Origin of the sequence: Leptospira ellinghausenii, assembly GCF_003114815.1 — a bacterium.
Lineage (GTDB): Bacteria > Spirochaetota > Leptospiria > Leptospirales > Leptospiraceae > Leptospira_A > Leptospira_A ellinghausenii.
On sequence record NZ_BFAZ01000009.1, the window covers coordinates 1,629,843 to 1,645,556 of the forward strand.

Consider the following 15,714-nt stretch of genomic DNA (forward strand, 5'->3'; position numbering starts at 1 on the left):
AAAGTATCAAAATGTTTCGTAGCAATTGTATTCTCTATTTGGTCCTCTTTCTTCTCTCAAGCGCAAGTTATGCGGAAAAAATTTCCATCTTTGGAACCATTCAAAACGGTACAACAAGAGGATTTGGAAAGGCTGATTCGATTCGGATGATGGCTTTACAAGGAGCAATGGTTCCACTCGGAGAAATTGGGCCACAGTCTGGCAAATTTAAATTCCCCGAAATGGATTTACCTGAAGGTGCACCCATCCTTTTGCAGGTCCAGTACCAAGGCGCAAATTATAATAAAATGATTCCGCCAACCACTAAGTTTCGTACTTCTCCTCAAGAAATAACCGTGTATGATTCAGGGGCAGACCGAAAACAAATAGCAATTAAAAGCTTAATGCAAGTTATGCGAGAGAAAAAAGGTCTACGTATTTTTAAATTGTTCCTCATCGATAATGTTAGTAATCCACCAAAGTCGTATGATCCAAAGTCAGGTGCATTGGAATATTCGGTTGCGAAAGAAGCAACGGAAATTATGGCACAACTCCAACAACCAGGTAGTAAAATAGCCATTCCTCTTGGTGTACCAGATGGTCCAAATGGCGGACGAATTTTGGACCGAGCTGTCTTACCTGGAAGTTCCGAACTACAAGTTTCTTATTTGATCCCAAACTCTGAAGATTCATTCAGCGAACGAATGTTAATTGAATCAGAAAACGGTAAATATCCTATCTTCGTAAAACCACAAGATATGGTGGTGGAAACAGGTGAAAAAACACCTGTGGTGAAATTAGATAAAGATGTTCCAAAAGGTCTCAGTGCTTATGTATTAAATGCACTCGAATTTGGAACAATGGTTGAATTTCGTTTTGTTGGAGGAAAGGCACTTCCTACAATGGCAAATTCTCCAAACCCAGAAATTTGGAATGGATCTATCCTTACGAGTTGGGATTTATCTACCTTTGCAATCGTTGGATTTTTAGGACTTTTATTCACACTGTCTTTTATTTTTGTCTATCGCAAACAATCAGAAAGGAAAAACAATTTATGAACCAAAAAAAAACAAAACAAGAAACCACCTATCTTCGGTTTTTTGGTCTTGCAGAACTTGTGAACCATGGCCCAAGAGGGATTTTAGCCTTCTGGATGATTTTAGGTATGGCCTTCTTTCTGTTTGGCGATCAAAACTTAATTGCTCCCAATATGAAAAACATTGGAGCTTCCTTAGGGATTACAGATCCAAATGAAGTTGATTGGAAATTTGGTGGAATCATTCCTGTTTTGTTTTTTATCTTGGGTGGACTTGTTTCATTGTCTATGGGGTATCTTTCCCAAGCATTTTCTCGTAAACATTTGTTAGTTGCGACTGTTCTATTAGGTGAAATTCCATGTTTTTTAACTGCATATGCTCAGAACTTCGATCAGTTTTTAATTTTAAGGACATTGTGTGGATTTGGACTAGGCGGAATTTTCCCATTACTCTTTAGTTTGATTGGAGATTATTTTTCCAGCCAATCCAGAGCCATTGCAACTGGGTACGTATCTTTAGCAATGGGACTTGGGGTGGGAGTAGGTCAGTTGTTAGGTGGTATATTGGGTGGAGCAGATCCCATAAATGGATGGAGGACCTCTTTTATTTACATGTCTGCACCTTCGTTTCTCTTCGTTGCTGTTTATTTATTTTTCTGTAAAGAACCAAAACGTGGTGGAGCAGAAGAAGTGGGTGCCGATGAACTTTCTCACAAAATCACTTTAAAAGACTTTAAATTACTATTCGAAAACAAAACAAATCTAGGTGCCTTTTTACAAGGACTTCCTGGCTGTATCCCTTGGGGTGTATTTTTTGTTTATTTAGCAGATTATTATGAACACACATATCACCTAACAAAAGAAGTTTCCGCTGGTATGATTACATTCGCTGCGATTGGAATTTTTATTGGAACTTTTTTTGGTGGAGTGCTTGGGCAATTTTTATACAATATCAAAAAAACATACCAACCATTATTATGTATGGGAACTACTTTCTTTGGAGTATTTCCGGCTATCCTTTTGTTATATTCGTTTGATATCGTTCCGCACATGGGACTCTTTATTGGTCTCAATGTATTAACAGGAATTATGATCTCAGTCACTGGCCCTAATGTTAGAGCTGTTTTACTCAATGTAAATGAACCAAAATCGAGAAGTGCAATCTTTTCAATATACAACCTAACGGATGATTTAGGAAAAGGTCTTGGTCCTGTTATGTCAGCAGTGATTCTTGGACTCACACCGGATAGAGGTCTTGCTCTTTCCATCTCAATTTTATTTTGGATTCCATGTGCCTTAGCTTGGTTTTTGGTTTTATTCAATTATGAAAAAGATGAAAAAACAATGCATTTGTTAATGAAACAGAGTGTTTCCTAATTTGGATTCATTCATAAATTGAAAACAAATAAATAAAATGCAAATCAAACATAACTTACTCGATATCGAAGGGACAACGGCACCAATTGCCTTTGTCCATGAGATTCTTTTTCCTTATGCAAAAAAACGAATCCATTCCTTTTTAAAAAACTATCAGTTTTCGGACGAGAAATGGAAAGAAATACAAATAGAATACCATAAAGATTTTTTATTCCATGAACCGTCATTCATTCAAAAATTTACGATGGGAAACTCGGCCAATGAAATACCAAAGGAACTTTCCAAAGATATGGTTTCCTTATATTTTGAATATCTCATTGAGAAAGATCGTAAATTTGGTCCCTTAAAAGAAGTACAAGGAAAAATTTGGAAAGATGGTTATGAGTCTCATGAGATCAAAAGTACAGTCTATGAAGATGTTCCCAAATTTTTAAAACAATCCATCCAAGAAGGAAAAAAAAACCATGTGTATTCGTCTGGATCCGTGGAAGCTCAAGTTTTAATTTATCAATATTCGGTGTTAGGTGATTTGCGTGAGTATTTTACTTCTTATTTTGATACAGCGGTAGGTGGAAAACGGGAAAAAGAAAGTTATTTAAGAATTGCGAATACACTCTCTGCACTTCCAAGTGAAATTCGTTTTTTTACAGACATTGTGGAAGAAGCGGATGCGGCAAGTTTAGCAGGGATGCAAGTGGTCATTTTGAATCGACCAGGAAATTTGCCTCAAAAATCACATTCGTTTCCCATTTGGGATCATTTTTAAGTGAAATACCAGATCCCAAATGAATACACAAAAATCAAAGTTGAGAAAATCAACTTCCAAAAAAAATGGGCTCGTACTAAATTCATAAATACATAGGATATCAAAAGGAATTTGATCGCACTCATCAGTATCAAATTCCAATTACTTGGTACAAACGACCCCATCCCGTAAAACGATAGATATACGATTGTGAGTAAAATCATATAAGTAAATACAATTCGTAACATAAAACCTTCTTCCTTATTGGATCAAATACAATGCTGGGTATAGGATAAGCCAGATCAAATCACACATATGCCAAAAAATTCCCCCCGCTTCCAAATTCAAAAGGGTGATGGTTTTTCGGTTGAGAAGAACAATTGATAAGATGATGATTCCTACTGCTACGTGTAAGTAATGAAAACCTGTGAGTAACCAATAGTAACTAAAGAATATACTCGTATCTAAGGTATAACCTAAAGTCCATTTGTCATAAAACTCGAGACTTTTGAGGAACAAAAAAGCCAATCCGAAAAGAATTGCACCTAACATAACATAAAGGAATTGGGTCTCCTTATTGTTTTCTTTTGCATAAACAATTATGGCTAATAAAAATCCACTTGTTAATAGGAAAATTGTATTCCAAAAAGCAAATTCTCTGTGCAGAAGTTTTTGCATGGTTTGGAAACCATCTGGATTTTGAGTTTTGTCATACACTAAGGATCCAATCCCCATACAGAAGGTGATTACTTCCACAAATACGATGAGCCAAATGAGAATTCCCCCAGGTGGGTACCAAATTGAATCATTTTCCTCGATAGTAGTTTCGTTCATGAATTCTCCTTGGTTACTATAGAAAATTAAAATAATCGAATATTCAAGTAAATTCAAATCCATAAGGGATTCAAAAGGTTCCAAAATTTCGGGAAAACGTTCAAATTGTCCGGTTTTCCCCTCAATTTACCTCTTTTAGTTATTTAAATGATTCTAATTCTTATTCATAATCAATTCCATTCGGTGTCTTACGTATGTTAACACAGGATTTTTATTTAGAACTTGATTAGAATCAAGGCATTTTGTACAATCTGCACTTACATTTGTAAAATGAAAAAAGGAGGTAAGGATGCTTTCAAAATCGCAAGCAAGGGCATTCTTTCTGGGTGGAACTTTTTTGTTCGGTGCTATCTTTGTGTTCCTCACAATTGATACCTTGCGACAAAACGATACCCGTACCAATGCGCAAAACTTAACAGAAGATGTGCTGAAAGGGAAAGAGATTTGGGAAAAAAACAATTGTATGGGTTGCCATACCTTACTTGGAGAGGGAGCATACTATGCGCCTGATTTGACTAAAGTGGTCGAGAGAAGGGGAGTTAGCTGGATCGACGTATTTTTAGATGATCCACAAGCAATGTTCCCTGGTGAACGTAAGATGGTGAAATACAATTTTACTAAAGAAGAAAAAGGCCAAGTCATCGCATTTCTAGATTGGGTTGGTAAAATTGATGCCAATGGTTGGCCACCAAAACCAAATATCCCAGTTGGTTCTATAACCACTGCCGTACCTCCACAAACAACTTCCAGCGTTGTGAAAGTTTCTCAACCAGAAAAGTTTTCTCAATTATGTGTCGCCTGTCACGCAGTAGGTGGCAAGGGAGGAAATGTAGGACCTGCACTTGATCATGTAGGATCAAAGTTTGATGTCGATTATCTCAACCGATGGTTGATTGATCCACAAGTAATCAAACCGGGAACTAACATGCCAAAGTTGCCGTTAAGTGATACAGAAAGAAAGGATATAGTTACTTACCTTTCTGCATTAAAATAAGGAGAAACAATGAGATTCCAATCACAAAAGGTCGCATATTGGTTCTTTGCAACTTGTATGTTACTCTTATCTTTACAAATCGTTTATGGTTTTATCATGGGTTTTGCTCGGATTGGTTTTGATGGATTACATGATTACATTCCATTTAACACAGCTCGTGCAACACATACCAATTTATTAGTTGTATGGTTATTAACAGGATTTATGGGTGCTGCTTATTACATCATTCCTGAAGAATCTGATCGTGAATTGTACAGTGTCAAACTCGCATACATCCAACTTATATCTTGGATTGTGGTGGGTGTTGTTGCCATCATTGGATTCCACTTTAATTGGTGGGAAGGTAGAAAGTTTTTAGAGATTCCAAGGCCACTTGATTATCTTGTCGTTGTCAACGTTCTTACCTTTTTATTCAATATTGCCATGACCATTTGGGAGGCCAAAAAAAGGAGTACAACACAACTAGTATTATTCTTTGGTCTGTTATGTGCAGCCTTACTTTATCTCCCAGGTATGATTTATTTCGATAACCAAACCTTGGATTCTTACTTTCGATGGTGGGTTGTTCACCTTTGGGTAGAGGGAGTTTGGGAACTCATCATGGGTGGTATCTTAGCATTTTTACTCATCAAACTTACAGGTGTGGACAGGGAAGTCATTGAAAAATGGTTGTATGTGGTTGTTGGTCTCACGTTCCTTTCTGGAATTTTAGGAACAGGCCACCACTACTACTGGATAGGAACTCCTAAGTATTGGCTTATGGTCGGTGGAATTTTTTCTGCCTTAGAACCACTTGCGTTCCTCGGAATGGCGATTTGGGCTCTCAATATGTATCGCAAAAAAGGAAAAGACCATCCAAACAAAATTGCACTCTATTGGACACTTGGAAGTGCGATGATGTCTTTCATTGGTGCTGGTTTTCTTGGTTTTGCACACACTTGGCCATCGGTTAACCAATGGACACATGGAACTCTCATCACAGCAATGCACGGTCACCTTGCTTTCTGGGGAGCCTACGCAATGTTAGTGTTAGCTGTCATTTCCTATGCAATGCCAAACATGACAGGTCGTAAACTATTCACTGGTATGTCTGGATATTTAGCATTCTGGGCATCCAATATTGGAATGGTCGGAATGACTGGAGCGTTGGCAGTGGCAGGGATCACTCAGGTGTATCTAGAACGTAAATTGGGAATGGACTTTCTAGTGGTACAAAAAGAAATCGTGTTCCATTTTATCGGAATGTTACTTGCAGCTACATTATTTACAATTGGAATCACATATTTCATTGTTGATTTCATTAGACATGGTCTTCCTTCCAATGAAGCGGTTGGTAAAAATGTAGGTGATATAGACTAACGTATGTTAACAACAAAAATTCCCTATTACGAACCAACTGGTAAGGAAGTGGAAATTTTTCAAATGGCGGCGGAGAATACTCTGCCGCTTTTGTTAAAAGGACCTACTGGTTCTGGAAAATCTAGATTTTTGGAGTTTATGGCACACCAAATGGGCCGTAAACTCATTACGATTTTATGCAATGATGAAACATCCGCAGTGGATTTAGTGGGACGATTTATCGTCAAAGGGGCAGATACTGTTTGGATGGATGGTCCACTTACCACGGGTGTCAAAGAGGGTGCAATTGTGTATTTGGATGAAATTGCAGAAGCAAGACCAGATACTCTTGTGACCATTCACTCATTAACAGACCATAGACGGACATTATTCATTGAAAGAAAAAACGAAGAAATCATCGCACATCCAAACTTTTTACTCGTAGCTTCCTATAACCCTGGTTATCAAAAAGGGTTTAAAGAATTAAAACCTTCCACCAAACAACGTTTCCTTAGTATGGATTTTCCATATCCAAAGCCATCTGTGGAAGAAAAGATCATTATCGGGGAAACAGGCATTTCTGATTCCGTTTCGAAAAAATTAGTGCAATTTGCAAATTTAGTCAGGAAAAAACCAGAGTTGGGACTTGCGGAAACAGTATCGACACGTTTGCTTGTATCATGTGCTAAGCTGATTGGGAAAGGCCTACCATCTCGCCTTGCGGGTCGTACTGCGATCATACTGCCTTTATCAGATGATGAAGATACAGTGACTGCCTTACAAGATAGTTTTGATTTAATCTTTTAGGAATTTATTTTGGAATGGGATCAGTTTGTATTCTACCAAGGTCATAAACTTTGGAAAAAACTTAAAACAAAACTTACACCTCCAAGTCCATACTATCCATATCGTATGGAGACGGAAGAAACTAAAATCGTTCGTTATCTACAAACTTTACGAAAAGAAACAACCTCCATTGTGTATGGTGTTGAATTCATCTCCCTTGGGGAAAATTTTCTTAAATTTCCAGAAACCATTTATTGGTATTTAACTGAAAGGGAATCTAAGATTCAAATACGGATTCTACTTGCGTATTTATCATTTTTAAAAGAAGAACATACAATCAAAACCAGTTTGGTTAAGGAAACTTTTTATCAATTATTTCGTTCTTTTCTAAAACGATATCCTGGTGCTTATTTTAATTGGAAAGAAATTCGAAAGGATCGATTGATGCTTAGAAAAAAGGACCCAAAACAATACCAAAAAATTGTTTCCTGTTTTTATCATGCAAACACTTCAATTTCCAATTCCAAGATAAACTTTCCTGTTGGTAAAGATTTTATTTCTGATAAACAGAAACAAAAAATGGAATCGAAAGAATCCAAACAAAAGTTAGATCCTAGTGAAGCAGAATTACTGGAGGTGGATGAGAAAAAAATTGAAGAATATACACTTGGCCACAATTTTGAAAAAATTGAAACTGTAGAAGAGTTTGACGGGCAATGGAGAGACATTGATGGCGAAGAAGATATGGAAGAAGAGGAGGCTCTCGAGGAACTCAACTTAGAATATATCATTCGTACAGAAGATCCCGTTCATACTACAAGGACAAGTGAATCAGGTGCAGGAACCTTGTTGGAAATTTTGGAAGACACTAGTAAGGAAAAACCCTATTTATATCCAGAATGGGATTACAAAAAAAAACAATACAAACCTAATTACTGTTCTGTGGTTGAGGAATTTCCAAAAACATTGGATTCTTCTTATGCAATCGGAGTTTTAGAAAGACAACACCGCACCCTATTATTATTAAAGAAAAAAATGACCGCATTACTCAATCAAACCCGTATTAAAAAACGTTTGGTTGCGGGTGCTGACATAGACTTAGATGCACTCGTTGATCGTTATGCAGATTTAATGGCTAAAAAGAGCCCCTCAGAAGCAATCTATATGAATCCAATTCGAGATGTATCCGATTTAGGATTGTACTTTTTAATGGATTTAAGTTTGTCTACCGATTCTTGGATTCACGATAAACGAATTTTGGATGTGGAAAGAGAAAGTTTATTACTGTTTTCTGAGTGTTTAGAAGAATTGAAAATTCCATTTGGTATCGCAGGTTTTTATTCTCGTACTAGAAATCACAATCAGTTTATCCACTTAAAACAAATGAACGAATCTTGGAAGGTAGTCAGAGATCGATTAGGCCCTTTGTCTCCCATCGGTTACACAAGAGTGGGTCCGTCACTTCGTCATACAAATTCACTCTTAAAAGATTCCGGATACAAACAAAAATGGATCATTTTAATTACTGATGCAAGACCAAATGATTATGACCAGTATGAAGGTAAGTATGGAATTGAGGATGTGAATAAAGCAGTGGGTGAATGTATGTTAAACGGTGTACAAGTGTATACTTTAGCGATAGGAACAGAGGAAAAACCAACTATCCCCGCAATGATGCGAAACGCGAGTTATCAAATGTTATTCCATCCAGAAAGGCTCCTCGATTCATTACAGGAATTTTTTAAAAGAGCCATTAAGAGTTAAGAGTGAATGAGAAATAGAATTAAATTCAACTCTTTCGCTTAAGAAGGTTTTCCATCAGGTCTAGGTGAATAAAGAATGATTGTATACTGGACAACATAGAAAACAAAACACAGAATCCAACCAATTCCAGAGAGGTAATATGCATATTTGTATTGGTTGAACAGTTGTAAAAAGACTCGAATCACCACGCTTACATTTAAGAGGACATAGCAAAAAACAGTGAGTGGAGATGCAACGATGGTCCTACCAGTATGGCCCAAACTCACTCTTGTGATCATACCATAAATAAAAACGGCAAGACCACCAACTGTTAGGCTATGGATTGCTGATGAAATTGGAAATAGATTCAATTCTGTTAAACTATAGAGTAAAAATCCAAGGCATACCCAAAAGTAACCTAAGTACAAAATCCAAAGGATAGGCCTTTGGTAGGATTTCCATGGTTTCCATGAAATGTAACGAATTGTATTTAAGGTAAATAATGAAAATCCAACAAGAAAAGAAATTATTCCAAAAACAGTGAAACCTGTTCCTTGTAAGTAGGAAAGTGATCTTAAAAAATATACATCTAAATATGATTGTATGAGTTTTGTCAGATAAAAGATAAATGGAAGATAGATTAGAAATGTTTCTAATTTTGGCATTCGCTTAAAAGAATAACCTTGGATTACGACCCCAGAGAAAAAAGGAACAACTCGTCCGCCTATGATGAGTATCAAAAATAAAACAACAAAGATGCTTAAATGGATAAAAAGTAATGTTTTCTCCGGATCTAAAATGGAATAAGCAGATAGAGCACTCAGAATATGAAAAATTGTAAAAAGTCCATAATGGTATAAAATGGGTCTGTTGTGTTTTTGGGTAGGAACAATCAACTTTGGAACAAGTAGATAGATGACCAGGATATCCGAACAGATATCAAATCCAAAAGAAAGGTAACTTAAAAAACCGAACGAATAGAATGAAAATCTTCCAAGTAACCAAAAAACTAATAAGTAGAATAAACTTTTCCCTTTTAGAATGGTTGAATTTGTCCAATTTTGAACGGCAGTGAACAAAAAACCCAATACAATGGCTTTCGTAAAACCGAATACCATTTCATAGGAATGCCAGTGAATGGCGTTGATGTGAATTGGATTTTTAATAATATTCGAAAGTATGAATAACCAAATTGAAATGACTAGGATTCCGAAAACTGAGCCAAACCAAAAAAAAGGGCGAAACGCTGTATTCCAGAAACTGTATTGAAAAAACGATTGTTTCATACGTTAATACTATCTGAAAGGAGTATCATTTCATTGATACAAATCAAGTACTAAGCTAAAATTTTCAAAAGACCTTCCTTGTCTAAAATTGTGATCTCACCTTTTTGCGTATCAACAAGTCCTTGGTCTTTCAGTTGTTTTAATATCCTTGAGAAAGTTTCAGGTCTTAAGTAAAGTAAGGATGCCATCTGTGTTTGTTTTAAGGCAAGGGAATCGGGTGTTCCATAAAATAGAAAATGAGCTACTCTTTGCATTGCATCCATGGTGAGACCACGATTAATTGCCAAGTTTAAAGTCTCGATTTTATTCATCAATGAGTGCATTAGAATGTGGTTAAGTTCAATATTAGAATTTAGTCGATTTTGGACTTCAGAAAGTGGCATCCGAAAGATCGTACTTTTTTTTGTAAACCTTGCAGACGCTGGATAAGGAATTCCTTGGATAACAGCCCATTCGGCCACAATACATACTGGTCTGAAAAAAGTTAGAGTTACTTCATTCATATTTCCATCATATTTAAAAACCTGTAAGTCACCATTGACAAGAAGATCCATGTGAGTGACTTCATCACCGGCATGAAATAAAAATTCATCTTTATCATATGTTAGTTCCTTACATCCAACAAAGGCTTTCATTAATGATTCAGGACTAGGTTTCGTAATGTATTTAATAATCATTGAAACAATCGATTTATTTCTTCTTTTTGAAGTTAGGAATTTTAATTTCTGTTTCCTTTAAAAATTTCCAAATTCTTTTTAAAGTGACTCTCCAATCCTCTTTTTCTGATTTTTTTGAGGTTTGGTTTTGTATCCCAACTGAAGTTGAATCTTTGATGGGTTGTAATTCTGAAACAGGAACAATTGCTGAGATTCCCAAATCGATTTTTAGATATTTTTTCTTGATGATTTTAAAGTCGATTTTTGCGCCTAACAAACGTACAATTTCTAAAATAATTGCCCATTTTACTTTAATTGGGGTGAGTTGGTTGTAATTTTCGGACAATTCATTGTATAATTTTTGTGCCACCTTGGAATTACTGTGGAACAATAAGAACCTAAAATGAACATTCCCCTTTAAATCTTGGGTGATGATTAAATCATTATGATTAAATTCTTTAAATGGAGGAAAGTCCACTAGCCTCACTACAACAGAGTTAATTAAATCTAAACTATTAAGAATTTCAGTTTCTGGATTTACTTTAATTGAATATGTAATGTCATCTTCTGGAATTACATCATTGATAAAGGATACAAAATTTACTTGTTCTTTAAATGGGACTTCTTTTAGTACTTCCAATCTTGAAAGTTCAATGATATCATCCATGACGTTGTCAATTGACGATTGGACTTCAATCACTTCTTTTACTAAATTTTTATCTTTTGTTTTTTGAGTAGATTCTCTGTACTCTGAAAGTTTATCTTTCATTAATTTTAATGGGCCTGAGATCATTGCGTCCATATAAAAGAAAATCTTTTCTCTGAGTGAATCGGCTTCTTTTAATCTGTCATATCGATTTTGGAGTTTTCGTTTCATCATCAAAAACTGAAATCGCAACGCAAGGGTCATTAAAATTAAATACACTAAAAAGCTAGTTTCAAGTGAAGATGGTGAGTTTAAATATCCTCTTTCAATTAAAATCTCTTTCAGAATTGAATAGAGTAGGTAAACAAGAGCCAATAAATGGATTGTTGATCCTCTTTTTTGCTCACGGAATTTTAGTATCGTTACATAAATTGCGTAACCAATCACCGCAAGTAAGTGAATATCCCAATACCCAATGAAGTTATACCAAAACACCGGATTTTGGATGATGAGAAATACAAGGATAAAGAAAAATTGAAAAAAGAGGTAAATTCTTTGGTACTTAAATGGTTTTAATTCGAAAAAATCTTGGATGAATTTGATAAAACCATAAGGCAATATAAGTAAAAATGAATATTCCAGGAATTTTAAAATTGCAAAATGATTGAAGATCAAAAATCTAACTTCGTTTTTGCATAATTCATATCCTGAGAAGATAAGCGCCAATACACTGAAACTTAAGTATTCTTTATTCTCTCTTAGGTTAAAAAAGTTAATAAAGAAAAACAAAGCAATGAATAGATAAAAACCTACGAAAATTAGTTCGACAAGTGAATCATATAAATTTCCGTTAATTGCTTCTTCGTAAGTTACAATTCGGATTGGCCCAGTAATGATCCCTGCAGATGTAGATAGTGATGAATCAATTTTGATGATTAAAACATTTTCTCCTTCGAGTAATAAATCATGTGGAATAGGGTAGATTCTAGGCCTTCCAAACGAATATTCTTCAGGATCTTTGCCAAAAGCAGAATTGTTTTTACCTATTAACACACCATTGACAAAAACCTCATCCGATTGGTATACTTTCCCTAATTGTAAGGCTAATGACTTTTGGTGTTGTTCTGTAGTAATTTCAAAACTTTTCCGAATCCATATTGAACCTCTATAGGATTTATTTAAATTTCGGAAATTGTTAGGAACACTTGTAATGTCCAAATTATTTGGATTAAATTCTGGATTTAATAAATCTGCACTATCATTAAAATAGATTCCCCAATCTTCACCATCTAACTTTAATACAACGGTTGATTCGTCAGTTGTACGTGAACAATTAAGTGAAATGAAACAAAAACAAAATAGAATAATGCGACAGAATGGTAAGGATATCATTTTTTTGGTTTTTCTGGGATACGAATTGTGAACTTTGCTCCCATTCCTTCGCTTGATTTTAAACTAACGGTTCCTGATAAAAAGTTGCTTGAAGCCTCTACTAAAGTTAAACCAATTCCTGCGCCAGGGATATCATTTTTTTTGTCTCGATAACCTCGGACAAATTTTTGAAAAATAGTTTCCATTTCTATTTGACTAAGTCCCATACCTTCATCCATCACAATCAATTGATGATATCCATCTCTATTGAAAAATTCAATATGAATGTCTGTTTTAGGATCCGTGTATTGGTATGCATTCTCCACCAAATTTCTTAAAATACAGAATAACAATTCTTTTGGAAAATAAATTTCTAAATCATTTGGTTTAATATCAATAAAGGTATTTTTTCGATGTTGGCCCAAATGGTTTTCTACACTGGCAACACAGTTTTTTACCAACTCCAATACTGAGAAACTTTCATAAAATGGAATATAAGTTCGTTCTTCCAGTTTTCTCAATAAAATTGCTTCCTCCACCATATAACTCATGTAAGATATATGATCTTCTGCTTGTTTAACTGGATCTCCAATATGTTTTGTGTTCGTAACTTTTGATTTTTTCTTAGCGGCTTTTTTGGCAGATGGTTTGACCACATCTTTCACAATAGATTTACTTTGATTGGTAGTAATATTCTCAATCGCGGATTTGATTTTTTCCATTCCCGATTTAAATTCGGAAGATAAGTTGATGAGAAATCCAGTTTTGACTCTTTCCATTTGGATGAGTTCTTTTTCTTGTTCTATAAAATTTTCCAATCCGATGACTATATCGTTTGATAATTGGATAGATATCATCACAAGAAAAATTAAAAAACCCAAGTATAATGTACCTGGCATGGAAATGATGATTTCCAAAGCGGACAAACTATCGATTAATATTGTAGGTAGTAAACAGGCGATCCCAATGAGGATAAATTTTACTTTTTTAATATTTGTTTTACCATTTTTAATAAATAAGTATATCACAAGTCCCATTGCAATTGGTAATGCATAATTAAAGAGTGCAATTACCAAGATCCATGTTTTTGGATTTCTGAAAAATAATGTGATAATAAAAAGTACGGATAAAAACACTTCATAAACAAGTAACACAATGTTACGTTTCAATTTTAAATATTGGTGCATGAAGTTTATGAAAAAAGCAGGTAAACAAATAAGTACTAAAAGTTCTGCAACATACGACCAAGTGAAACTTTCAAATAAAATGTCTCTATGTTGAGTGCGGATGAGAACATAAATTCCCATAAAAATTGAAAATAATGCAAAAAAGAAATTTTCCCCAGCTCTTCCGCGAACAATGGAACCTACTAAAAAGTAAATTCCCATAAAAACAAAAACGTAACCACAAACCATCGCAAAGAGTTCTTTTGAGAATACCGCCTCACGTAACAAACGTTCTTTGGCAATTGTGGGAGCTTCCTTTAATCCATTTAGGTTTGTGGCAGCATAAATACGAATGGCCATCACATTTAAACCTGGTTTGAGTAAATGTGTAGGAAGAGAATAAATTCTGATTTTTTGAAAATCAACTTCTAATCTAGGTAAAACTGTTCCTGTTTTATCAATCAAAGTTCCATTTAAATAAAACTCATCGATGTCACGAATTCTACCCAATTGGATGGCAATTGGTTCCACCGGCGTTGTATAATTGTCAGGTAAATAAAAAGAACAACGATACCAGTGATACCCTGTTAGGTTTTCTGTTTTTGAAATTCCATAATCCGGAACGGAACGTTTGACCCAAAAACTTTCTTCAACTGACTCATCACGCCAATCTAAATTGTCTCCTTTTCTAAATAACCAATCTGTTTTTAAAACCACTGGTTTATCAAAGGATGTGATCATGGTTCCGCATGGTTCTGCCACCAAACTTACTAAAGTTGGTGACAAAAACAGTAAGAACCCGAGGAAAAAATGGGAAAAACGGGTTTTCGAAATCATATTGGTTCTACGTTTCGAATTGCCTCTTCAATTTCTTTGAGCTGAGTGGAAATTCTTGCGTCGATTGCTCCCACATCTGTTTCGATGATCACTCCACCACGGTCGACTCGAGAGTCTTCGTAGATGTTTACTTTTCTGAGTGATTCCATCAGTTTGATGAGTTCGTCTTTATGTGCTGTTGTGAGTTCTAAGTCAGCGAAGTTAACACGAATGTCAATACGGTCACGGTCTTTGATTCGCTTCATCGCCTCACGAATGTTATTGAGTACAATTTCTTTACGTTCAATGATTTCGTCTTTGATCACTTTTCTTGCGATAACAAGAATCATTTCCACCATTTGTTTTTCAGAAGCGGCGATCATCTCTTCACGAATGTCGATTGCTTTACCAATGATAGTTCCCAATCGGTCAATGAGTCGTCTTACTTCCCCTTGGCCTTTTTTAAAACCAACTTCACGACCAGCATCATATCCTTTTTGGTAGGCTTCGTGTTCGATCTCAGCCTGTTTCATTTCGGCTTCTTTGATCATACGTTCGACTTCCATCTTCGCACGATCTAAGATTTGTTCTGCTTTTGCTCGACCTGAATCTTCTTCTAATTTGATTTTTTCTTTAGAGTCCTGAACCATTTGGAAGGCTTTGGTTCTACCTTCTTCTTCAATGGCTTTCGCTTGTTTTTTGGCGTCTTCTAATAATTGGCGGACTTGTTCTTCTGTTTCTTGGCGATACCTTTGGAGTTCCGCTTCGATCTCTTCGATCGAGGGTCCTTGGTATTGTTCGATGATATTCCCTTCTTGGTCTATCTCGAAGTCTTCTTGTTCGTCTGTTTTATGAAATTTTTTGTACTTATCAGGAAGTTGGATTTCAACTTCTTCTTGTAAGTCGGCAATTTGAATGGGTTTAAAAACTAGTTTTGCCAT

Annotated in this window: 14 protein-coding genes; 7 read left to right on the forward strand and 7 right to left on the reverse strand. The window is 35.5% G+C overall.

Annotated features, from left to right (window positions below; genetic code table 11):
- The first annotated feature begins 11 nt into the window (after positions 1-11).
- From DI076_RS16230 to mtnC, 3 genes are read left to right on the forward strand one after another with little or no spacing between them, the layout of a single operon-like run.
- Positions 12-1,037 (forward strand): hypothetical protein, encoded by a 1,026-nt coding sequence (locus tag DI076_RS16230; RefSeq protein WP_108960766.1) that lies wholly within the window; start codon positions 12-14, stop codon positions 1,035-1,037.
- Positions 1,034-2,392: an MFS transporter gene (locus tag DI076_RS16235; protein WP_108960767.1), complete on the forward strand. Its 1,359-nt coding sequence runs from the start codon at positions 1,034-1,036 to the stop codon at positions 2,390-2,392. Before DI076_RS16230 ends, DI076_RS16235 begins: the two co-directional genes overlap by 4 nt.
- A gap of 37 nt (positions 2,393-2,429) precedes the next feature.
- Positions 2,430-3,158 (forward strand): acireductone synthase, encoded by a 729-nt coding sequence (gene mtnC / locus DI076_RS16240; RefSeq protein WP_108960768.1) that lies wholly within the window; start codon positions 2,430-2,432, stop codon positions 3,156-3,158.
- Here mtnC and DI076_RS16245 read toward each other — a convergent pair.
- Together DI076_RS16245 and DI076_RS16250 are read right to left on the reverse strand one after the other, a co-directional pair.
- Positions 3,155-3,385, reverse strand: coding sequence for a prokaryotic cytochrome C oxidase subunit IV (locus tag DI076_RS16245; protein ID WP_108960769.1), 231 nt, complete (start codon positions 3,383-3,385; stop codon positions 3,155-3,157). The genes mtnC and DI076_RS16245 overlap by 4 nt on opposite strands.
- Before the next feature lie 13 nt (positions 3,386-3,398).
- The gene (locus DI076_RS16250; protein WP_108961026.1) at positions 3,399-3,971 is read right to left on the reverse strand and encodes a cytochrome c oxidase subunit 3; all 573 of its coding nucleotides are present in this window, start codon (positions 3,969-3,971) and stop codon (positions 3,399-3,401) included.
- Positions 3,972-4,260: 289 nt separating this feature from the next.
- On the opposite strand from DI076_RS16250, the gene DI076_RS16255 reads away from it, so the two are divergent.
- The 4 genes from DI076_RS16255 to DI076_RS16270 are packed head-to-tail and all read left to right on the forward strand — an operon-like array spanning position 4,261 to position 8,853.
- Positions 4,261-4,965 (forward strand): c-type cytochrome, encoded by a 705-nt coding sequence (locus tag DI076_RS16255; RefSeq protein ID WP_108960770.1) that lies wholly within the window; start codon positions 4,261-4,263, stop codon positions 4,963-4,965.
- A gap of 9 nt (positions 4,966-4,974) precedes the next feature.
- Entirely contained in the window at positions 4,975-6,324 is a 1,350-nt protein-coding gene (locus DI076_RS16260) for a cbb3-type cytochrome c oxidase subunit I (RefSeq protein ID WP_108960771.1), read from the forward strand.
- Positions 6,325-6,327: 3 nt separating this feature from the next.
- Positions 6,328-7,110, forward strand: coding sequence for a CbbQ/NirQ/NorQ/GpvN family protein (locus DI076_RS16265; protein ID WP_108960772.1), 783 nt, complete (start codon positions 6,328-6,330; stop codon positions 7,108-7,110).
- Positions 7,111-7,119: 9 nt separating this feature from the next.
- A complete protein-coding gene (locus DI076_RS16270) occupies positions 7,120-8,853 on the forward strand; it encodes a nitric oxide reductase activation protein NorD (RefSeq protein WP_108960773.1) in 1,734 nt (577 codons plus the stop codon).
- 38 nt (positions 8,854-8,891) lie between these two features.
- On the opposite strand, the gene DI076_RS16275 is transcribed toward DI076_RS16270, so the two are convergent.
- Genes DI076_RS16275 through fliH form a run of 5 tightly spaced genes read right to left on the reverse strand, consistent with a single transcriptional unit; the run spans position 8,892 to position 15,714 of the window.
- Entirely contained in the window at positions 8,892-10,118 is a 1,227-nt protein-coding gene (locus DI076_RS16275) for an NnrS family protein (protein ID WP_108960774.1), read from the reverse strand.
- Positions 10,119-10,168: 50 nt separating this feature from the next.
- Positions 10,169-10,795 (reverse strand): Crp/Fnr family transcriptional regulator, encoded by a 627-nt coding sequence (locus DI076_RS16280; RefSeq protein ID WP_108960775.1) that lies wholly within the window; start codon positions 10,793-10,795, stop codon positions 10,169-10,171.
- A 13-nt stretch (positions 10,796-10,808) separates the two neighbouring features.
- The gene (locus DI076_RS16285) at positions 10,809-12,812 is read right to left on the reverse strand and encodes a 7TM diverse intracellular signaling domain-containing protein (RefSeq protein ID WP_108960776.1); all 2,004 of its coding nucleotides are present in this window, start codon (positions 12,810-12,812) and stop codon (positions 10,809-10,811) included.
- Positions 12,809-14,794: a sensor histidine kinase gene (locus DI076_RS16290; protein ID WP_108960777.1), complete on the reverse strand. Its 1,986-nt coding sequence runs from the start codon at positions 14,792-14,794 to the stop codon at positions 12,809-12,811. The genes DI076_RS16285 and DI076_RS16290 overlap by 4 nt, the downstream gene beginning before the upstream one ends.
- On the reverse strand, positions 14,791-15,714 hold the full coding sequence (gene fliH, locus DI076_RS16295) for a flagellar assembly protein FliH (protein ID WP_002973208.1): 924 nt from the start codon (positions 15,712-15,714) through the stop codon (positions 14,791-14,793). The genes DI076_RS16290 and fliH overlap by 4 nt, the downstream gene beginning before the upstream one ends.